At 43.7% G+C, this 21,618-nt stretch carries 20 protein-coding genes; 12 read left to right on the top strand and 8 right to left on the bottom strand.

All coding sequences use genetic code 11. The features are described from left to right. Positions 1 to 44 precede the first annotated feature (44 nt). The 5 genes from ACAM39_RS10425 (at position 45) to pdxJ (ending at position 4,063) form a co-directional block, all read left to right on the top strand. Complete coding sequence (locus ACAM39_RS10425) at positions 45 to 437, top strand: DUF4845 domain-containing protein (protein WP_369627632.1); 393 nt, start codon at positions 45 to 47, stop codon at positions 435 to 437. Positions 438 to 547: 110 nt separating this feature from the next. Continuing rightward, positions 548 to 1,333, top strand: coding sequence for a ribonuclease III (gene rnc / locus ACAM39_RS10420; protein WP_369627631.1), 786 nt, complete (start codon positions 548 to 550; stop codon positions 1,331 to 1,333). A 115-nt stretch (positions 1,334 to 1,448) separates the two neighbouring features. Continuing rightward, the gene (gene era / locus ACAM39_RS10415) at positions 1,449 to 2,498 is read left to right on the top strand and encodes a GTPase Era (RefSeq protein ID WP_369627630.1); all 1,050 of its coding nucleotides are present in this window, start codon (positions 1,449 to 1,451) and stop codon (positions 2,496 to 2,498) included. A 20-nt stretch (positions 2,499 to 2,518) separates the two neighbouring features. Then, positions 2,519 to 3,274, top strand: coding sequence for a DNA repair protein RecO (gene recO, locus ACAM39_RS10410; protein WP_369627629.1), 756 nt, complete (start codon positions 2,519 to 2,521; stop codon positions 3,272 to 3,274). 39 nt (positions 3,275 to 3,313) lie between these two features. Beyond that, complete coding sequence (pdxJ, locus tag ACAM39_RS10405; protein WP_369627628.1) at positions 3,314 to 4,063, top strand: pyridoxine 5'-phosphate synthase; 750 nt, start codon at positions 3,314 to 3,316, stop codon at positions 4,061 to 4,063. Between the two features lie 3 nt (positions 4,064 to 4,066). On the opposite strand, the gene ACAM39_RS10400 is transcribed toward pdxJ, so the two are convergent. After that, positions 4,067 to 4,630 (bottom strand): pilus assembly FimT family protein, encoded by a 564-nt coding sequence (locus ACAM39_RS10400; RefSeq protein WP_369627627.1) that lies wholly within the window; start codon positions 4,628 to 4,630, stop codon positions 4,067 to 4,069. Between the two features lie 690 nt (positions 4,631 to 5,320). On the opposite strand from ACAM39_RS10400, the gene ACAM39_RS10395 reads away from it, so the two are divergent. The 4 genes from ACAM39_RS10395 to ACAM39_RS10380 all read left to right on the top strand — a co-directional run bounded on the left by ACAM39_RS10395 (position 5,321) and on the right by ACAM39_RS10380 (position 10,613). Next, positions 5,321 to 6,478 carry an OmpA family protein gene (locus ACAM39_RS10395; RefSeq protein ID WP_369627626.1) on the top strand — a complete coding sequence of 386 codons (1,158 nt, stop codon included), beginning with the start codon at positions 5,321 to 5,323 and terminating at the stop codon, positions 6,476 to 6,478. A 166-nt stretch (positions 6,479 to 6,644) separates the two neighbouring features. Beyond that, positions 6,645 to 8,483, top strand: coding sequence for a translational GTPase TypA (gene typA / locus ACAM39_RS10390; protein WP_036595294.1), 1,839 nt, complete (start codon positions 6,645 to 6,647; stop codon positions 8,481 to 8,483). 193 nt (positions 8,484 to 8,676) lie between these two features. Next, complete coding sequence (gene mscL / locus ACAM39_RS10385; protein ID WP_062333600.1) at positions 8,677 to 9,108, top strand: large conductance mechanosensitive channel protein MscL; 432 nt, start codon at positions 8,677 to 8,679, stop codon at positions 9,106 to 9,108. Between the two features lie 92 nt (positions 9,109 to 9,200). Beyond that, positions 9,201 to 10,613 carry a D-amino acid dehydrogenase gene (locus ACAM39_RS10380; RefSeq protein WP_369627625.1) on the top strand — a complete coding sequence of 471 codons (1,413 nt, stop codon included), beginning with the start codon at positions 9,201 to 9,203 and terminating at the stop codon, positions 10,611 to 10,613. Here ACAM39_RS10380 and phoR read toward each other — a convergent pair. The 3 genes from phoR to dtd form a co-directional block, all read right to left on the bottom strand. Then, positions 10,588 to 11,916 (bottom strand): phosphate regulon sensor histidine kinase PhoR, encoded by a 1,329-nt coding sequence (gene phoR / locus ACAM39_RS10375; protein WP_369627624.1) that lies wholly within the window; start codon positions 11,914 to 11,916, stop codon positions 10,588 to 10,590. The genes ACAM39_RS10380 and phoR overlap by 26 nt on opposite strands. 69 nt (positions 11,917 to 11,985) lie before the next feature. Beyond that, positions 11,986 to 12,684 carry a phosphate regulon transcriptional regulator PhoB gene (phoB, locus tag ACAM39_RS10370; protein ID WP_036595303.1) on the bottom strand — a complete coding sequence of 233 codons (699 nt, stop codon included), beginning with the start codon at positions 12,682 to 12,684 and terminating at the stop codon, positions 11,986 to 11,988. A 190-nt stretch (positions 12,685 to 12,874) separates the two neighbouring features. Beyond that, complete coding sequence (gene dtd, locus ACAM39_RS10365) at positions 12,875 to 13,327, bottom strand: D-aminoacyl-tRNA deacylase (protein ID WP_050324857.1); 453 nt, start codon at positions 13,325 to 13,327, stop codon at positions 12,875 to 12,877. 151 nt (positions 13,328 to 13,478) lie between these two features. Here dtd and asd point away from each other — a divergent pair, with 151 nt between their 5' ends. Both asd and ACAM39_RS10355 read left to right on the top strand, forming a co-directional pair. After that, positions 13,479 to 14,312, top strand: a complete 834-nt coding sequence (gene asd, locus ACAM39_RS10360) for an archaetidylserine decarboxylase (RefSeq protein WP_369627623.1) — start codon at positions 13,479 to 13,481, stop codon at positions 14,310 to 14,312. A gap of 197 nt (positions 14,313 to 14,509) precedes the next feature. After that, positions 14,510 to 15,751, top strand: a complete 1,242-nt coding sequence (locus tag ACAM39_RS10355) for a multidrug effflux MFS transporter (RefSeq protein WP_369627622.1) — start codon at positions 14,510 to 14,512, stop codon at positions 15,749 to 15,751. A gap of 3 nt (positions 15,752 to 15,754) precedes the next feature. On the opposite strand, the gene ACAM39_RS10350 is transcribed toward ACAM39_RS10355, so the two are convergent. Together ACAM39_RS10350 and rlmH are read right to left on the bottom strand one after the other, a co-directional pair. Beyond that, positions 15,755 to 16,579, bottom strand: a complete 825-nt coding sequence (locus ACAM39_RS10350; RefSeq protein WP_369627621.1) for a DODA-type extradiol aromatic ring-opening family dioxygenase — start codon at positions 16,577 to 16,579, stop codon at positions 15,755 to 15,757. Positions 16,580 to 16,736: 157 nt separating this feature from the next. Then, a complete protein-coding gene (gene rlmH / locus ACAM39_RS10345) occupies positions 16,737 to 17,243 on the bottom strand; it encodes a 23S rRNA (pseudouridine(1915)-N(3))-methyltransferase RlmH (RefSeq protein ID WP_369627620.1) in 507 nt (168 codons plus the stop codon). A gap of 394 nt (positions 17,244 to 17,637) precedes the next feature. Here rlmH and rnr point away from each other — a divergent pair, with 394 nt between their 5' ends. Then, positions 17,638 to 19,977 carry a ribonuclease R gene (gene rnr, locus ACAM39_RS10340; RefSeq protein ID WP_369627619.1) on the top strand — a complete coding sequence of 780 codons (2,340 nt, stop codon included), beginning with the start codon at positions 17,638 to 17,640 and terminating at the stop codon, positions 19,975 to 19,977. A 180-nt stretch (positions 19,978 to 20,157) separates the two neighbouring features. Here the strand turns inward: rnr and ACAM39_RS10335 are convergent, their stop codons facing one another. Both ACAM39_RS10335 and ACAM39_RS10330 read right to left on the bottom strand, forming a co-directional pair. Beyond that, a complete protein-coding gene (locus ACAM39_RS10335; protein WP_369627618.1) occupies positions 20,158 to 20,430 on the bottom strand; it encodes a hypothetical protein in 273 nt (90 codons plus the stop codon). Between the two features lie 182 nt (positions 20,431 to 20,612). After that, positions 20,613 to 21,458: an endonuclease/exonuclease/phosphatase family protein gene (locus ACAM39_RS10330; protein WP_369627617.1), complete on the bottom strand. Its 846-nt coding sequence runs from the start codon at positions 21,456 to 21,458 to the stop codon at positions 20,613 to 20,615. Positions 21,459 to 21,618 lie beyond the last annotated feature (160 nt).

Here is a 21,618-nt window from a genome sequence, read left to right as displayed (position 1 = left end):
CTTACATTAACCTATCTTGAGCGATGGTCAAAGGAGAATACGGCATGAACCTACCAAGTCATCAGCGCGGCGCCAGCGTCACGGGTATCGTGATTATGATTGTACTCATCGTCGTGTGTGCCAAAATTGGTTTAGCTATTATCCCTGCCCAAGTCGGTCACTACCAACTCAAAAAATCGTTGGCTTTTGAACTCAAAAAGTCCAATGACAACAAAGAGAGCGTCAAAGAGTTTTTAGGTAATGTCAATTCCCAATGGCATATCAACGGTGTCAGCCAAAAGGCAGAAGATGTTGTGGAAGTGGTGGATAATACGCCAGGTGCGATGTCAGTGAAATTAAAATACGATGAAGCAAACAACTTTTTTGGTAACGTCGATATCGTCAATCGCTTTGAAGATACCATTAGCGCAGAAGATGCCAAAGTCGCCAAGCCCTAGTTAAATAGTTAAATAGTTAGTAGCTATTGAGCTTATAGCCCCAATCTTAAGTAAGTGATAGCCATGTGATGATTTTACTGGCTAATACGTTTTCTAACAATTTGAAGCAGATGAATTTACCAATCACTATCCCTACCTTTAATCTCAAAAAACTACCGCCACAAGTGCGTCAATTAACCGCGCTTTTTTATCAAATGGGTTATCAGTTTGATAATGTGAATTTACCCATTATGGCACTCATGCATCGCTCATTTGATAGCGAACACAATTATGAGCGATTAGAGTTCTTGGGAGATGCATTGCTCGGTGTGATCATCGCAGAAGCTTTATTTTTGCGCTATCCCGACTATAATGAAGGTCGGCTCAGTCGCTTACGTGCATCGCTTGTGCGCGAAGAGACCTTGGTAATTATTGCAAAACAGCTCAATTTGTCAGATTATTTGATTTTAGGGGTGGGTGAGCGTAAAGGCGGTGGTCGTCAACGCGCCTCAATCTTGGCAGATAGCGTTGAAGCCTTGATTGGCGCTATTTATCTTGATAGTCAAAATTTTGACACGGTTAAAGCTTGTGTACTGGCGTGGTTTGAAGATTTGTTCGAAAAAGTGAAAGAACAAAAAGTGCTAAAAGATGCCAAAAGCCGTTTACAAGAGCTGTTGCAAGCACACCAACTTGCGCTGCCACGCTATGAAGTGACCGAAACCATTGGCAATGCCCCCAATCAAATTTTTGTGGTCAGCTGCCAAGTAGATATTGTTTTTGACAATAAAACCGCCAAACCCATAGCACCAACCCAAGCTTTAGTCACAGCCGAAGGGGAAAGTCGCCGTATTGCCGAGCAGCGCTGCGCTGAAGCCATGCTGACTAAAATCAGTGATTTGTTACCGCCGCTGCGCTAATTTGCCGACCTGCTATACCGTCAACACCCAAATTTGCTGAAATGCTTACTGAAATTTGCTCAAAACTCTTCTACAATAATTTGTACCCTTTAAACCAATGTTGAGATCCCACTTTATGTCTAACCAAACAGACACTACCCAACAAACAACCACTGACCCAGCTGTCGATATTCCATCAGCGGACAACAACCATGATGTCATCAGTCAATTCTTCAGTGGGCAAAGTGAAGCAGCGCTCGCGCGTGCGGTGGATTTTCGCACGGGGTATGTAGCCATTGTCGGACGTCCAAACGTGGGCAAGTCAACATTGATGAATCATGTGTTGGGTCAAAAATTGTCGATAACCTCGCGAAAACCCCAAACCACCCGCCATCGTATTATGGGGATTTTGACCAACGAGCAACTACAAGCGATTTTTGTTGATACCCCAGGTATCCATAGCCGCGAAGTGCGCGCTATCAATGAGCGGATGAATAAGGCAGCAACCTCGGCTTTAGCAGACGTTGATGCGGTATTGTTTGTGATTGATAGCCTAAAATGGGTGGAAGATGATGAGCTGGTGTTTGCCAAAGTGCAAAATTTGGGTGTCCCTGTGATTGCAGTGATTAATAAAAGTGACACGATTAAGGACGAAGCTCAGCTGTTTGCGCTACTACAAAAACTGCATGACACCCAAGTATTTAGCGATATCGTGCCCGTATCTGCATTACGTGCGCATAACTTAGATGAGCTAGTACGAGTCATCGGTAAGCATTTACCGATTGCAGCGCCAATCTATGATGCAGAGCAGGTGACTGACCGTTCAGAACGCTTTTTAGCCAGTGAAATCATTCGTGAAAAAGTGATGCGCGCATCGGGCGATGAGATTCCTTACGATTTAACGGTACAAATTGATACCTTCAAGGATGAGCCCGCGCATCAAGACCCAAAAACAGGCAAATGGCGTAAAGCTGTGACCTTTATCGATGCCACGATTTTTGTCGAGCGTCAAGGTCAAAAAGTGATTGTCATCGGTGATAAAGGCGAAAAAATCAAACAAATCGGCATCGAAGCGCGCCAAGATATGGAAAAAATGTTTGATAAAAAAGTGATGCTAACACTGTGGGTCAAAGTCAAAAAAGGCTGGTCAGATGATGAGCGTGCGCTAACAAGCTTGGGCTACTAGGCTAAAGGCTAAAGGCTACTATGCGCAATCAACTGCTAACAGGTTATATTCTGCACCAAAAACCGTATGGTGAAAGCCGTAGTTTAATTCACCTGTTTAGTGAAGAATGGGGCATAGTACATGGTATCGGTAAAAAAAACTTACCGCTATTTGTCCCTATACAATTTTTTGGCAATGGTAAAAACAGCCTAAAAACTTTTAGTCAAAGCCAGATTTTGCAAAATCATATTACCCTCACAGGACAAAGCCTCTATGCAGGCATGTATCTTAACGAGATTTTGCAAAAACTATTGCCTATTGAAGAGCCATTTACTGAAATATGGCAAGCATATCAGCAGTGCCTTGCAAACATGGCAAATCTATTTGTCGAGCCAGCGCAATCGTCACATGACATGATCTTTTTAAAGTGGCATTTAAGACGCTTTGAAAATGTATTGTTTGAACAATTAGGCTATGGGTTCGATTTTGCTAAAGATGCGTTGGGGGATTTAATAGCACCATCGCAGCGTTATCAATACCAGCTACAGCAGGGATTTATGCCAGTTTTACCTTTGGATAAACCTGATATGGCAATAACAGGTGAGCAGCTGCTAACTTGGTATCAATGTTTGCAAGATGAAGCGAGCTTTAACCAGGTGATGCAACAAGATTTTGATTTAGCCAAACAATTGGTCAATAGCATCAGTGCCATGCACCGGTATTTAATGGATAATTTACTCAATTATCAAACCTTGCAAAGCCGAGAACTTTGGCAGCAGCTTACTCAGTATCAATAAGCTTACCCAGTATCAATCATAGACAAAATAGGGCATATTATGACCAGCAATCAACCCTTACTCGGTGTCAATATCGACCATATTGCTACCCTGCGTCAAGCGCGCGGCGTGGCGTATCCCGATCCTGTAGCAGGGGCGTTAATTTGTGAGCAGGCAGGGGCGGATGGTATCACGCTGCATTTGCGTGAAGATCGTCGTCACATTCAAGATGATGATGTTTATCGGCTTGCCAAAGTCATAACCACTCGTATGAACCTTGAAATGGCGGTCACTGACGAGATGGTAGCGATAGCCTGTGATGTTAAGCCAGCTTGGGTGTGCTTTGTCCCTGAAAAACGCCAAGAATTGACCACCGAAGGCGGTCTTGATGTGATTGGTAATCAGGACAAAATAGCCAACGCGATTCAACAGTTACATCAAGTCGGCACTCAAGTGTCACTATTTATTGATCCAGAGTTGGCACAAATTGATAAAAGCATTGCGCTCGGGGCAGATGCCATTGAACTACACACGGGCGCCTATGCGGATTATTGTTTGCAACATGACCAAGTTAAAATTAGCCATGAAATCACCCGTATCAAAGCAGCCGTGACTCATGCCCACGAGGCAAAAGCAAGTTTACTGGTCAATGCGGGGCACGGTCTTACCCGTGATAACGTTGCACCCATTGCTAATATGGGTGGCATCCATGAACTAAACATCGGTCATGCCATTATTGCAGATAGTGTGTTTATGGGACTTAGCGAAGCGGTTAGCGCAATGAGAAAAGCATTTACCGCAAAAGCCTAGCTGTTAGGGGCAGTTAAATTGTTCGACTGAGTAGGGCTTGTATTTAATAATGCCTGTTTTGCTAAAACTTACCTTCAGTCGATTATCGACCTTACCATCTAAAGGGCAGTATTGAATATTGCCCATATAACCAATGGGTCTAGCGTTTTCTGGCTTAAAAATAATGTAGTTGTTATTCAGAGAGATATTTGCTGTAAGCACACCCCAAGACAAGTCTAACGTAAGCTGATGATTGAGTTTGTCTACCGCTGCCTCATAGCTGTTATTGTTGTTTTTATCGATAAAGCTAATCAGCTGATGGCCGCCAGTTGTTACGCAAGCCAAGCTATCACTAGCCACACAGGCAACAACAGGATTTTGATAAATTAACGCCTCTTGTTTTGCCCTGCTTAAAAAATTCATTAAACTTGAAGCGATGTTTTTTGCTTCCATTTGCTTTAAGCTGTTGGTAATAGTAATCGAAGCCATCGCCACCATGATAGATAAAACAGCCAAAACGACGACTGTTTCAATCAAAGTAAATCCCTGTCTTTTTATTGAGAACACGTTGGCTTTCGAATCATTCATACTATTAGAGCTACCGGCTAGACCATGATGGAATAATACAATAAACGATTTTAGTTCATCATTATAGAGAGTTTTGCTGAATTAACAAACAAATATTGATATAAAAGATAGGGGTGGCTGACTATAAAGCTAATAACTAACAGTAAAGCTAATAAAAGCGACCAAAAGGCTGGTACTGTCTGACATACTGAAGTTTTCAAAACCGATTGATGGGTTTATATGTTAAAGTATCTATACCATATTATTAATGTTAAGCCATTATCTAGACGAAACTGTTTTAGTGGTATGGCAAATGTATCAGTTAGACATTAAGTAAATGAATGTCACCAGAATGTATCATTTAGTGACAGTATGAATTTAAGATATGGTAAATTTAAATAGACTGTATTAAAATCCTTCTCAAGATGAGTGTATAGTTTTGATGTGTAATTTCGAATCATTATGATGGTTGTTGGATTCTTAGTATCGAGCGTAATTAATAAGCTTAGCTACTAAAAAATAAAAATATAACATATTGTGATGTTCGTGTAATATTGTGTAGCAATGTAAAAAAATAGTTGTAAACACAATTTTTAGGCGTTAAGCTATATTTAACAAGTTCATAAATTACATATGTTTTGATGTGTTATTTTGTGAATTAACTGTCAGGTTATTTTAATTTAAAATGAGCCAATCCTTTGGAGGACTTCTATGAAGCTAAATAAAATCGCTCTAGCAGTTGTTGCTGCAGCTGTTATGCCAGTAGCCGCTAACGCAGGCGTTACTGTTACCCCTTTACTATTAGGTTATCATTATGTAGACGGTATCAGCAAAACTGAAGACAAACAAGGCGAGCAATTCGCAGGTACTCACCAAGATAACGACTTGTACACTGGTGCAGGTATTGGTATCGAATTGACACCTACTATCGCACTTGAATTAGAGTACGGTGAAACTGATTCTGACGCATTGGATGCTAATGGCGATAATGTAACCGGATGGGGTTTTGAACAGAAATCATACTCAGGTAACTTTACTATCGGTACTGAAACCTTTAGTGGCTACACTAACAGCCCATTCAAGCCATATGTGTTAATCGGTGCAGGTCAATCTAAAACCTCAATGGCATTTGATGATGGCAGCAAAGCAACTTCTAAAGATACAATTGGTAACTTAGGTCTTGGTGCTTACTACCGTATCAATGATGCATTAAGCTTACGTGGTGAAGGCCGTGCAATTTATAACTTCGATAACGATTGGTGGGAAGGTCTAGCATTAGCAGGTCTTAACGTGGTTCTAGGTGGTCACTTGGCACCAGCAGCGCCAGTAGTTGAGCCTATCCCTGTTGAACCAATCGTTGTGACTGATGGTGATGACGACCAAGATGGCGTATTAAATAGCGTTGACAAATGCCCAGGCACTCCATTAAACGTTGTTGTAGATGCTGATGGTTGCCCACGTGAAATTACAGCTGATGACGCATTACGTATGGAATTACGTGTATTCTTTGACAATGACAAAACTGTCATCAAAGATCAGTACAAACCAGAAATCCAAAAAGTTGCTGAAAAAATGAGTGAGTATCCAAATTCAACAGCTTCAATTGAAGGTCACGCTTCAAAAACTGGTCCATCTGCGCGTTATAACCAACGTTTGTCTGAAGCACGTGCAAATGCGGTTAAATCAATGTTAGTTAACCAATTTGGTGTTGCACCACAACGTATTAGCACAGTGGGTTACGGTTATGATCGCCCAATCGCAGACAATAACACTGCTGAAGGCCGTGCAATGAACCGTCGTGTATATGCTATCATCACTGGTAACAAATCTAGCACAACCGTTCAAACTAAAGACATGAACGTACAATAATTAGTTATTAAATAAAAAAAGCTACCCTCGTTGGTAGCTTTTTTTATTTTTATTATCAGGTATAAACTCAACTTAGATAAATTTAATCTATTTTTAATGATAAGATGTTATACTACCGCGTGTTTTAATTTCCCTTCCTAGCCGAATTTTCAAGAGCTATTTTTTTATGTCAGATTCAATCAAAAATCTTCGCAATATTGCGATTATTGCCCACGTTGACCATGGTAAAACTACTCTAGTCGATAAACTGTTACAACAATCTGGTACTTTTGGCGAGCGTGCCGCAGAAGTTGAACGTGTCATGGACTCTAACGCATTAGAGCAAGAGCGTGGTATTACCATTTTAGCCAAAAATACGGCGATCAAATGGACCAATCCTAAAGACGGCGTTGAATACCGTATTAACATCGTCGACACCCCCGGTCACGCCGACTTCGGTGGTGAAGTTGAACGCGTGATGTCGATGGTTGACTGTGTGTTGTTATTAGTTGATGCCGTTGATGGTCCTATGCCACAAACCCGTTTTGTGACCTCAAAAGCATTTGCCCGTGGCTTAAAGCCAATCGTGGTGATTAATAAAATTGACAAACCAAGCGCACGCCCAGACTGGGTAATGGATCAGGTGTTTGATTTGTTTGATAATTTGGGTGCGACAGATGAGCAGCTAGATTTTCCAATCGTTTATACCTCTGCCATGAATGGTATTGCAGGATTATCACCTGACGAGCTTGCAGAAGATATGCAGCCATTGTTTGAAACCATTGTTAATGTTGTTGAGCCACCACAGGTGGATACGGACGGTCCATTCCGTATGCAGATTTCAAGCCTTGACTATGATAACTTCAAAGGTTTGATTGGTATCGGTCGTATTCAGCGTGGGTCAGTTAAAACCAATACGCCTGTAACGATTGTTGATAAAGAAGGTAATAAACGTAACGGCCGTATTCTACAAATCATGGGTTACCATGGTCTTGACCGTATCGAAGTACCTATGGCGCAGGCAGGTGATATCGTCTGTATCACGGGTATCGATGCGTTAAATATTTCTGATACTATCTGTGATCCACAAAACGTAGAAGCCTTACCACCGCTAAGTGTCGATGAGCCAACCGTATCGATGACTTTCCAAGTGAACAACTCACCGTTTGCGGGTAAAGAAGGTAAATTCGTAACGTCACGCAATATTCGTGAACGCCTAGAACGTGAGTTGATTCATAACGTAGCACTTCGCGTAGAAGATACCGACAGTCCTGATAAATTCAAAGTATCAGGTCGTGGGGAACTACACTTATCTGTATTGATTGAGAATATGCGCCGTGAAGGTTTTGAACTGGGTGTGTCACGTCCAGAAGTGATTGTTCGTGAAATCGAGGGTGAGAAACAAGAACCATTTGAAAATGTGATTTTTGACGTTGAAGAACAGCACCAAGGCGCAGTAATGGAGCAAATGGGCTACCGTAAAGGCGAATTAACCAATATGGAAGTTGACGGCAAAGGTCGTATCCGTATTGAAGCGGTAGTACCGTCACGTGGTTTAATCGGTTTTCGCTCTGAGTTCTTAACCATTACCTCAGGTACCGGTATCATGACTTCAAGTTTCTCACATTATGGTCCTGTGAAAACAGGCGATGTGGCAAAACGCCAAAATGGTGTGTTGATTTCTATGGTGAATGGTACGGTATTGGGCTATGCGCTATTTAATCTTCAAGAACGTGGTCGTATGTTTGTATCACCACAAACTGAAGTCTATGAAGGTATGATTGTCGGTCAAAACTCACGTAGCGATGACATGGTAGTCAATCCAACCAAAGCAAAACAGTTGACGAACGTGCGCGCCAGTGGTACCGATGATGCGATTATTTTAACGCCGCCAATCATTTTTACTCTTGAACAAGCGCTTGAATTTATTGAAGATGATGAGCTGGTTGAAGTGACACCAAAATCAATTCGTCTACGCAAAAAATACTTGACTGAAAATGAGCGTAAACGTAACGGTCGTAAATAATAGCAGATTTAAGCTATAAAATTTTTAAAAAGCCTAACATTTATTTACAAAAAGCTTGTACCTGTTACAAGCTTTTTTAATTTAATCTACACGCTTGCAAAGCAAAGGTTTAAAATTTTATAAAATTTCTTATGATGATAAGGGCTTTTTAGTCAACGATTGTAGTAACTATTTTGAAGATAGGAGAAGTTATATGAGTATGATGTCAGAATTTAAGGAGTTTGCCCTCAAAGGTAACGTGATGGATTTGGCAGTGGGTGTCATCATCGGCGGCGCATTTGGTAAAATCACGACGTCATTGGTAGAAGATATTATTATGCCGATTATCTCTGCGATTATGGGCGGCAAAATCGACTTTACCAATATGTTTATGGTGTTAGGTGATGTACCTGCAGGCACCGCCATGACGTACGATGCACTGAAAAAAGCGGGCGTGCCTGTGTTTGCATATGGTAATTTTATTACCATCTTAATCAACTTTATTATTTTGGCATTTATCATATTTATGTTGGTGAAAGCCATGAACCGCCTACGCCGTCAAAGCGAAGCGCAAGAGGCTGCTGCGCCAGAACCTTCAGAAGAAGTACTATTGCTGCGTGAAATCAGCAGTAAATTAAGTAAATAACGGTTTGTACTCACGCTGATAGATTAAAATTTCAGCCCATGTTATTTATAAATGAAAAAAAGCCTCCATGATAACTGGGGGCTTTTTATTGATTGCTAGTCAATCTACATTTTTTATCTATACATATTAATCAGCTAAAGATAGTAAGGCAAGTTATGACAAAGCAGGTAATCGTGCTTGGTGCAGGGGTGGTGGGTGTCACTACTGCTTGGCAGCTTCGACAAGCAGGGTTTGAGGTAACGGTAATCGAGCGTGAAAGCAGCGCTGCATTGTCAACATCGTTTGCCAATGGTGGGCAAATATCTGTATCACATGCTACGCCTTGGGCAAATCCTGATACACCCTATAAAGCGCTAAAATGGTTACTGCGAGAAGATGCGCCATTGTTGTTTCGCTGGCGTCGGTTGTTGGGTTTGCCGGGCAACGCGGGACAAGATACAGTCCCTGATATGGCGCTGTGGCGATGGGGTTGGCAGTTTTTGCAGCAGTGCAATGCGAAAAGTGCCGATGCTAATTTGGTGCAAATGGTCAATTTAGGATTATACTCTCGGCAAGTACTGGGGGATGTTAGGGCGCAAACGGGCATTGATTATGACTGTCTGACACGCGGTATTATGCATTTTTATACCGATCATGCTGAGTTTGAGGCAGCCATAGCACCCACTAAGCGGATGCAGCAATTGGGTTGTGATCGGCAAGTAATTAGTGTGGATAAAGCGATAGAACTAGAGCCTGCGTTAACTGGTATTGGCAAAGAATTGGTTGGGGCGACTTATACCGCACTTGATGAATCAGGGGATGCCCAAAAATTCACTCATCGCTTGGCAGCACTTTGTCAACAGCAAGGGGTAACATTTTTATTTAATACTGCCATCAAACGACTTATTTATCATAACCAACACATTGACGGTGTAGAAGTAATGTCCGTTGATAGCAAAGACAATGCTGCTTTGCCAGCGCAGTCACAGATACTGTCCGCCGATGCGTATGTACTGGCGTTAGGGAGTTATAGTCCAGCCTTAGTCAAAGATTTGGGTATCAATCTACCTATCTATCCTGCCAAAGGCTATTCAGCCACGTACCCCGTGTTGCGACCCCATGAGACACCTTATGTAAGCTTGATTGATGATGAGCTTAAACTGGTATACTCGCGCTTAGGCGAGCGCTTGCGAGTAGCAGGAACGGCTGAATTCAACGGTTTTAACCTTGAGCTTAATCCCATTCGTTGCCAAGCGATTACGCGGCGGGTGAGAGAGGTGTTTGGGGATGCGGTAGATTTGACCCAGCCAAATTATTGGACAGGGCTGCGACCGATGACACCGTCAAATGTGCCGATTATCGGTCGCGCGGTCAATCGTCAAGGACGTATTGATAATTTGTATCTCAATACCGGACATGGCACTTTGGGCTGGACGCACTCGAACGGCTCAGCAAAAGCGATGGCTGATATCATGCAAGGGCGCCAGCCACAAGTAAATTTTAACTTTGTGGGACTGCAGGATTAAGGGATTGGGTTGGAATACTGGCAGATTTTGGAAAGGTCACAGTAAAGGTTGAGCCTTTGCCAACTGTGGAGGTGATATCCAAGGTGGCATGATGCTGATACAAGACATGCTTGACAATTGCTAGCCCCAAACCGGTACCCCCTGTGTCACGGCTTCGACCCGTGTCCACGCGATAAAAACGCTCGGTTAAGCGCTGAATATGGCGCTGCTCGATACCAATGCCATTGTCGGTCACGCTAAAACATACCCCGGCGTCACACTCATGCCAGCTAATACTAATCTCACCCCCTTTGGGAGTGTATTTCATGGCATTGGTAATCAGGTTACTGAGCGCACTTCGCAGATAATCTTCATAACCCAAAATATGTAACGTGCTGTCGATATGCAAATGAATCATATGGTCGTATGACTTGTTGTACATCTGCGCATCGTCAAACAATTGCATCAGCATTTTGGGAATGTCAATGTCTTTGGGTTCAGCGGGCTTTTCATCGTTCTCTAGTCGAGATAATAACAGTAAGTCATTGATGATATTATTCATGCGCTGACTTTGCTGCATCATCTGAGTAAACGCGCGAGCAATACGCGAATCTAAATCAGGCTGTTCACTCAAAGTCTCCACATACCCCATGATGACAGTAAGCGGCGTGCGAAGTTCATGCGAAACATTTGCCACAAAGTCTTTTCGCATTTGTTCTAAGTGCTGAAAACGGGTGACATCATAAATCAGCAGTAATTTTTCTTGCCCGAATTTGGTAATCTTGCACTGCACATAGCGCTCGATATTAGATGGGCTATGGATACGCACACCATCGGGATAGTCTTCAATGTGGTGATAATATTGATGAAAAAGTGGGTTGCGAATAATGGTCAACACATTGCGACCTTGGTCGGGCGCTTTAAAATGAAAAAGCCGCTCGGCAGAGTTGTTCCACCATTCGATACAGTCGTTTTTATCAATCAGCATAATCGAGTCTTGCAATGCGCTCAGCGAGTCGCGCACTTTTTGCACCAGCGAAACGGTCTGCTGATGCGCCAATTTCTCTTGGCGATTGACTTGGTAGATATTACTGGCGATGACATTAAGGTTGGGCTCAAATGCAGGTGGCGGCTCATCGGGGTTTTTGTTATACCACGCTTTAAAGCGTTGTATCGACCATAAAAAATATAGCTGATACAGGCAAAGCCCTATCGCCAGTCCCCAACCCCAAAACCCTAATAGCCCGCCAATCAACAGCCCGGCAACCCCAGCTGTCAATACGGGTGAAATGCTCGCCCACATATTAATTTTTCTAGCATCCATTGAGACAGCTTACTATAGCGAAGTTGGGATAAGTTGGCAAAAATTTCAATGCGATTAATCAGGCTATTTTTAGTCGATTTTATTAGAAAAGCGATAGCCTGTGCCACGTACAGTTTGGATATAGTCGGCAAACCCAAATGGCTCAAGCACTTTACGCAATCGGCGGATATGCACGTCAATGGTACGATCTTCGACATACACATTGCCACCCCACACTTGATCGAGTAGCTGGGTGCGGGTATAAGCCCGCTCGGGATGACTCATAAAGAAAGCAAGGAGACGATATTCTGTCGGTCCGATATCCACCGCTTTGTTATTGGCACTCACGCGCTGACTGGCAGGGTCTAGGGACAAGCCGCCTACGTCAATGGGTTTTTCGCCTGACAATGCGCTACTACGGCGCAATACCGCTTTGATACGGGAAACCAATTCACGGGTAGAAAACGGCTTGGTGATATAGTCATCTGCCCCTGCGTCAAGTCCTTGAACTTTGTTGTCCTCTTCGCCTTTGGCGGTGAGCATGATGATAGGAATTTCAGAGAGCATTTCATCTTTCTTTAGGCGGCGGCATAAATCAATGCCTGATAGCCCATTGGGTAGCATCCAATCTAATAAGATAAGGTTGGGGCGATGATCGACCGCCAAATGATGGGCTTGAGAGACCTCTGAGGCTTGCAAACAATCAAATCCTGCCATCTCTAGTGTGGTTACGATCATTTCTCGAATGGCAGGCTCATCTTCCACTACCAAAATAGTTTCATTTTTCATAAATTTCTCAAGCGATAAAAATAGGCAACTGTTTGTCAAAATAATTTTATGACAACAATATTACAATGCCCATATTACAACTTCAGAATATGACAAAAAAATGACAACGATAAGTTTTTAAGGGTTTTATTTGTGGTGTTGTAAAAAATTCGGCGTTTCACTCAATTTTTATTACCTAATACAGGTCACATCACAGTTCAAAAATAAAATTTATCGGACCATCATTGCAACTGCTGACTTGCATATCTGCGCCAAATTCGCCTGTTTGCACAGCGGCATATTGCGTCTTGGCATACGCTACTATCTGGGCAAACAAAGCTTTGGCAGTGTCGGGCGCCATCGCGGGCTTAAAATCAGGACGTCTACCCGATTGGGTATTGGCAAGGAGAGTAAACTGCGACACTAACAATAAGCCGCCATTAACCTCTTGCACGTTTTTATCCATTTTGCCTAGCTCATTTTCAAATACGCGATAGGTGAGGATTTTATCAATTATTTTTTGCCCCATCGCGAGCGTATCATCATGCCCAAGGCCAAGGTAGACCAGTACGCCGTGTGCAATCTCGCCGACGATTTGTTGTGGGTGAGGCGCTTGGTTGACTGCTACTTTGGCAAATTTCACCCGTTGTAATACTGCTTTCATGATTTTTCCTATCCATCAGTTTAAGCGTAAGCGGCTTAACTTAAAAGCTAGCTTGTCGCTTAACTCGTAGCCCAGTGTTTAATATACCGTGATTCTAAGGGGGATTTTGATTATAATAAGCCAACTTTAAAATGCCAATCTCGAGTAACTTATGACCTTGTTTACGACGTTACAATCGCTTGTCCCACAACAAAAAATCAGTGAAATCGCAGGTCGTCTTGCCCAAAGCCGTCATCCGATGGTGAAAAAAACTTTTATTCGTACCTTCGCTTCGGTATATGGCATCAAGCTAGAGGAATATGCGCGCGGTAGTTTTTCTCAGTATGACAGTTTTAATGATTTTTTTACCCGCGAGCTCAAAGATGGCGCGCGCAAGATTGATGATGACCCAGATGCGCTGATCTGTCCTGCAGATGGCATGATATCGCAATTGGGGCAAATCGATAAAGACCAAATCCTGCAAGCCAAAGGCAAATCGTATGAAGTCGGGCAATTGCTCGCGGATTATGAACTTGGCAAAGCCATGCAAGAGGGGAGTTTTGTCACCGTGTATTTGGCACCGACCAATTATCACCGCGTACATATGCCGTTTGATGGTACTTTGGTAGAAACCATCTATGTGCCAGGACAGCTATTTTCGGTCAATAATGAGACCGCTGAAAACATTACCGATTTGTTTGCCCGTAACGAGCGCTGCGTGTGTGTGTTTGATACCGAATTTGGGAAAGCTTGCGTTGTGCTAGTCGGGGCGATGATTGTAGCAGGAATTGAAACAGTGGCTACAGGCAAAATCAAACGTAGCGATCGCGTGCAGCGTCAAACCCATCACATGACGTTGAAAAAAGGCGATGAACTTGGGCGGTTTTATTTGGGCTCAACGGCGATTGTGGTATTACCAAAATCAGCGGGCATGGCTTGGGACGCAGGTCTTTCTAATTCAGTGCCGGTGACAATGGGTCAACGTCTAGGTACTTTTTTGCAGTAAGCTGTCAAGGTATTTGCTAAAAAAGGTAGCAAAGGCTGCCTTTTTTATTGGGTCTTTTACGCAATCTGCATGGTTGATTGCTCACATAAACTAAACGATAACGAAAAATATTTTAGGAAAATTTGTTTATAATAGCCGACTTATGATTTTTGCCTGCTTTTTTATTTAGACGCGCTTTTTTAGTTAAATTGATCACTATGAACCTACCGCCAACACCACACCCCCAACCATCGCACGACTTAGACTATCCAACAGTTTGGATTATGATTTTGGGGTTGATTATTGCCATCGGCCCGCTGTCGATTGATATGTATTTGCCGGCCTTGCCCAGTATGGCACAAGATTTTGGGGTGGCAACGGCTTTTATGTCCAATTCGGTACCTGCTTATTTTGTGGGCTTGGTGGTCGGGCAGTTGTTTTATGGTCCGATTTCAGATCGAATTGGGCGCATCAAGCCCTTGTATGTGGGCATGGTTCTGTATGTGATTGCTTCGGTGATGTGCGCCACGACTACCAATGAATACGTGTTGTTTGTCTCACGAACGCTACAGGCGTTGGGTGCATGTGTGGGAACAGTGGTGTCGCGGGCGATGATTCGTGACCGCTTGCATCCCAAGCAAATGGCAAAGGCATTTTCGCTGATGGTCCTAGTGATGGGGATTGCGCCGATTTTGGCACCAAGCTTGGGGTCGTTGCTGTTAAAAGTCGCCAGTTGGCGGGTGATTTTTTGGTTTTTGGCAGGGTTTGGTATTTTAAATATCGTGCTGACCCGGCTGTTTTTGCATGAAACCTTGACCGATGAGTTTCGCAACAGCCGTCCGATGAATGACGTGCTCAGCCAATACTGGGATTTGCTCAAAGACACCCAGTTTAATTATCCTGCGATTGGCGCAGGACTGCTGATGGGTTCGATGTTTGTGTATATCAGCGCCGCACCTGAGCTAATTATGGAAGGGTATGGGGTCACGCCGCAGCATTTTAGCTGGATTTTTGGCATGAACGCGGCAGGTTTTATTGGGTTGACACAGGTCAACCAATGGCTGGTGAACCGTTATCGTCTAGTCAGCTTGCTGCGATTTGGGGCGGTGATGCAAGTAATTGCAGCAGCGTGTTTGATGCTGCTAGGCTTAGTCTTTGGCACGCAAGCTTGGCTACCGTTGGTGCTCGCCAGTATTTTTTGTTGTATTGCAGGGTTAGGACTCACTCAGCCCAATTCAGGTGCCATTGCTTTGGCATTTCAAAAACGCCGTGCTGGCATGGCGAGTGCTTTGCAAGGCTCACTCAACTTTGTCGTCGGTATTTTTGGCGGATTAGTGTTAAATATCCTGCCCTTTAATCCGGTCGCCAAGCTGGGTATTACCATGTTTATATTGATGACTATCGGCGCATTTTTGGTATTTCAAATCGACAAAAATCTCGATGTGGCGGATGTGGACTAAGGATTAATCAAACCGATACACATCCATACCCAAACTAAAATGGGCAAAACTTTCATGCACGATACTCATCTTTGAGCCTGCGCCTGCCGCAAAAAATAACGGCAATAAATGCTCAGGGGTGGGGTGATTGTGATGGGCAAATCGATGTGACCGCCAATCTAAAGCCGTTGGCATATGTTGTTTGAGTTGATGAATCAACCAATATTTAAATTCACGTGCCTCAGCATCCACCTCACCACTATCAAACTGTACCTGCGCCAAATTATGGGTGACACTGCCAGAACCGATGATTAATACTTGCTCTGCCCGTAGGGGCGCCAATAAAGCCCCCAACTGAAAACACGCATAACTATCAAAATGCTGCGGCAGCGAAAGCTGCACAATCGGCACATCTGCCTGCGGATACAAATGCACCAGTGGCGACCATACCCCATGATCAAATGGACGCAGTCGATTGACCGACGTGATAACGCCCAAAGCCTGCAACTGCTGTGCCAGCTGCTCAGCAATCTGGCTATCGCCTTTGACAGGATAATCGATTGTATACAGTTTCTTTTGAAAGCCGCTAAAATCATGCCAAGTAGCGGGCGCCGCATTGCCATTGATTTCTAGATGCTGGCTTTGCCAATGTGCAGAGATGATGATAATCAAGCGCGGTTTTGGCAGATTTTGCCCAAATTTATTCAGCGCTTGGGTAGTACGGTTGTTTTCGATAGCAATCGTCGGCGCCCCATGTGAGATAAACAAACTGGGCAAGGTATAAAGCTGGTACGGTGTGTTGGGTAAAAATGGCTGCAGGCTGATTGGTTGTTTTTCGGTTTTTTCCATCAATTTTCTTAAAGTTGCCGTGATAAATAGAAGTGATAACGAATTAATAAGGATTAACTAAAAAGGATTAATAAGTTAAATAAGGGAAAAATTCGCAAAAACAAGCCATTTTAGAGATTTCATACATAATCAGATATAACAGGTTAACTGGAAAAACTTAAAAATAATCACCGCGATGATACGGATGATGATGGATAATGGTCATAGCGCGGTACAGCTGCTCCATCAGTAGCACGCGCACGAGCGGATGCGGCAAGGTAAGATTGGACAGCGACCATTTGAAGGTCGCATGGGCTAATACCTCTTTTGATATGCCATCAGCACCCCCAATCACAAACGCCATGTCATCACCCAACTGCATGGCTTCGCCAACTTTAGCCGCTAAATCTTCGGTTGATAGATTCCTACCGCGGACGTCTAGGCAAATCAGCTGCTCGCGTTTGCCTGCTGAATTTTTGGCTTGGTGCGCTTGCAGAATTAGCCCGCCTTCGGTGATGGCATATTTTTCAAGCTCGGCAGGCGAGGGGTTTTTGGTACGTTTACAGGCGGGGATTTCGACGATTTCGGTGCTGAGCATGGGCTGAATACGTTTATAATAGTCGTCAAATCCCGTCTGCACCCAAGCTGGCATTTTTTGTCCAACGGCTAAAATTCTTGCTTTCATGGGTTCCCCTTTGTTAGTTTTGACCAATCTATGTCACTGTGGCGATTCACTGTCAGCCATTGAACATTCATTAGTGAAGCCAACTATATTTTCGCTATCGAAGCCAGCTATATTAAAGCTTACTTAAAACTTAAATTAAAACTTAAAACGAACCATTTAAAAACCAACCATTTAAAAACGCTTGCAACGCACCCATATACAATGCGATAAAGCCTAAAGCAACCTAAGCTGAGCTAAAGCCTGAACTAAAGCTAAGCTGAGCAACAAAATTTTAACATGATTTTATCGCTGTGATGGATAATACTTCCCCTAGCATTTAACGAAAATGATAAAATAATTTGACTGACAAAGTTTAAATGACAAATTTTAAATGATAAGAAAAGACGACAACAATATGAAAAATTGGCAAGACCCCAATGCCGCTGTTGAAGCAGCCAACTATGACAACCCGATTCCAAGCCGTGTACTGATTTTGCAAACCCTACTTGAGCGCGGACAAGCTACCCAACACGAGCTTGCGACGATTTTTGATTTAGATGATGATGAGTACGACGCACTGGGCAACCGCTTAAAAGCCATGCTGCGTGATGGACAATTAAGCCGTGATGCCGACGGTGGCAATCCTTACATTTATCGCCCATTGACTGAGAACGATGCCGTGACTGGCGTGGTCGCTGCCCATGCCAAAGGCTTTGGCTTTGTCGTGCTTGAGGATATGCCGGATTTGTTTTTGAATGAAACCGAAATGCGCTGGGTATTTCATGGCGATAAAGTAAAAGCTATCGCCACTAGTACCGACAACCGTGGTCGTATGATGGGTCGTGTACTGTCGGTGGTGTCCCATGCCCAGCTACAATATATCGGTAAACTTGCAAAAGATGACGATGGTTATTTCGTAGAACTCATTAGCCCAAACAATCATCAACCGATTACGGTGACGGAAGAAAACGTCGAAGCGCTACAACTTAAAATGGGTGACCCCGTGAAAGTCGATATCATCGACTATCCCACCCAACATGAATACGCGACGGGGAAAATTACTGAAAGCTTGGTCGATGATAACGAGCGTGAATTGATTATCAAAACCACGCTGCTAAATTACGATATTCCCCATGATTTTAGCCCAAAAGTCATGCAGCAAGTCGATGCGTACAAAGAGCCGACACAAAAAGACTATCAAGACCGTATCGACTTACGTGCCTTGCCGCTAGTCACCATTGATGGCGAAGACTCGCGTGACTTTGATGATGCTGTCTATGCCGAAAAACGTCGCGGCGGTGGCTACCGCTTGGTCGTCGCGATTGCCGATGTCAGTCATTATGTGACTGCCAACTCAGTACTTGACCAAGAAGCCTATGAGCGTGGTACATCGGTGTATTTCCCGCATTTTGTGGTGCCGATGCTCCCTGAAAAACTCTCCAATGGGCTTTGCTCTTTAAACCCAAGTGTTGACCGCTTGTGTATGGTAGCCGATATCGTACTATCGCGTAGCGGCAACGTGACTAGCTATGAGTTTTATCCAAGCGTGATGCACTCTCAAGCGCGATTGACTTATAACCAAGTCAATGATTATTTTGCCCAAGCTCAAGGGGAAACGCCCAAATCCGAAGTGCCTGTCACTATCACCGGTAATAAAGCGGTCAAAAAATCGATTGATGTGCTGTATGATTTGTACAAAGTGCTATTGGTCAAACGCGAACAGCGCCATGCGATGGAGTTTGAAACCCAAGAGACTTATATTAAGTTTGATGAAGCCGGCAAAATCAGCGCCATTGTGGCACGGACGCGTGGTGACTCGCATAAGCTCATCGAAGAGATGATGCTACTTGCCAATACCTGCGCGGCTGAGTTTTCGCTCAAGCATGAATTGCCGGTTTTGTATCGCAATCATGATACCCCAGAGGCAGAAAAAGCCGCTCGCGTCAGTGACTTTGTGAAGCATTTTGGTTTGTCATTTCCTGAAGAAAACCCGACACAGGCAGATTATCAGCGTATCATTGAAGCGACACGTGAGCGTCCTGATGCGATTAGTATCCATAGCGTGTTACTGCGCTCCATGCAGCAAGCCAACTATGCACCGACTAATATCGGACACTTTGGGCTTGCGTATGAGGAATACAGCCACTTTACCTCACCGATTCGCCGTTATCCCGACTTGATGCTACACCGTGCCATCAAAGCGAAAGTGACGGGCAAAAAAGCGCCGCTGCCAGATTGGTCACTAGAAGATGCGGGTGAACAGACCTCAATGACAGAGCGCCGTGCCGATGAAGCCAGCCGTTTTGTTGAGCAGTGGCTCAAAGCCCATTATATGAAAGACCATATCGGTGAAGCGTTTGATGCGGTGGTTACGACAGTGACCAATTTTGGCTTGTTCGTGACTCTCACCGATTTATTCATTGATGGCTTGATTCATATCTCGCATTTGGGCGAGGATTACTTTGTATATGATGACAAGGCGCAGCAGTTATTCGGTGAAAAATCAGGACTGGTGTTTGGACTCGGTGATAAAATCCGTGTCAAAGTCGCTGCCGTCAATATGGAGACCCAGCAGATTGATTTTGATTTGGTGGCACAGCTGGAAAAATCGTCATTTAATAATCGCGGTAAAGGCAAAAGTCGCGGTCAATCGCAAGCGTCATCCACTCCTAACGCGCCATCTAAGCCAAATGAGAGCGTCAGGAAAGCAAAAAGCGCTAAAAATAAAAGTAACGCGCGCAACAAATCTCGTTAATGAAAAAAAAGGGCAATACAATTTGCCCTTTTTTTTATCGTTGAGACAAATACCTGCTAGAACAAAAAACGCCTTTGACTATTCAATCTTAACTATTTAACAATAGCGATTTAATATTAGCCACTTGATGCCCTTTAACCAGTCTTGCGTGGCGGTACTAAAATCAATTACGCGAACTGATTATTGCGTGGTTTTCTCTGCGCTTGCCAAGTTGTTGGATGAGGTTTGGGCGGCTTGATTCAAATCTGTTGTTGCCTTATCAAGCGCTTGTTTGGGCTGCTCGCCAATCGATGGCGTATCGTTTGATGCTATGGCTAGGGGCGCCGAGGCGGCACTACTATTGGCTTGATTGGATGCAATGACTTGCTGGGTACGATGTGATGATATTAGGTTAAAAATAGCGAGTGCAGTGATGCCTAATATCGCAAAAATAATGAGTAATTTTGGTTGCATGGGGATTTCCAGTGTAGCGTCAATTTGGCTAACCGACGTCTAAAGTCTGACGTCTAAAGCCTGAGGCTTAAAACGTCAAATCGGGTTTGGCTAGGACAAAAATTGACAGTCGTGTCTATAAAAATTGCTAGGCTACCTTTGTGCAAAAATCATGCAAATTTAATCTGTTAATCTTTTAATCTTTAATTTGGCAGCAGACTGACCTCGGCACTAACCGGCAAATGGTCAGAGAGATTTGACCAAGGTTGTCCCTTATGCACCCAAGCACGGTGTACTTGTAGGTTGCGAACATAGATACGGTCAAGGCTTAATACCGGAAGCTTGGCAGGGAAGGTGGGCAGTAATTTGCCATGGTGGGTCAGCACAGCTTCTTGTAAATTAAGGTCACAGCCAAGCTTTCGACAGGATAATTTTTTCCAGTCATTGAAGTCGCCTGCCAATATCAGCGGCGTGGATTGGTCGATTTCGTTATTGATATACTGGCTCATCACCTCATATTGTTTTTCACGGTCATTTTCCCTTAAGTTTAGATGCGCGCAAAGCACGATAATGGGCGTATGCCAGCCTTTGGGCAGGATTTCGCAGTGCAACACACCACGCTGCTCAAGGCGGCTCACTGTGATATTGACATTGTGTTTGGGGTCGAGCGGATGGCGACTTAGCACCGCATTGCCATGATGACCGTGATTATATTCGACGTTTTTGCCATAGCTGTTTTCAAGCTGTAAATACTCGCCAAACCATTCATGTTGGGACTGGTCGGGAAATTCATTGTATTTCACCACGCGTTTGAGATTTTGACCTTGGACTTCCTGCAAACAGATAATATCAGATTGCACTTGGTTAAGGGCCGCAGCGATGCCTGCCATTTTGACAAAACGATTGAGGGGTGACATGCCTTTATGGATGTTATAACTGGTGATGATTAGGCTGTTTTTTGGTTGTTTGGCGCCTGCTACTTGGTTAGATACTATTTCGTCAGATGCTACTGGGTTAGGTGTTATTTTTTTAGGTGTTAGTAAGCGCATAATAAAATCACAGTGATAAACATGGCATTATTTTAACGTGAAATTGTACCGCTGGCTTGTTTTGACAAAAAATTGTCACAATATAATGGTTGTCGACATTTATGTCGCAAACGTATGTCGCAAAGCCGTGTAGCAAAATGGGGTAGCTTTGCCAAGCGTT

Source organism: Moraxella sp. K02, from assembly GCF_041154755.1.
GTDB lineage: Bacteria > Pseudomonadota > Gammaproteobacteria > Pseudomonadales > Moraxellaceae > Faucicola.
This window is presented reverse-complemented; position numbering and strand designations above follow the sequence as displayed.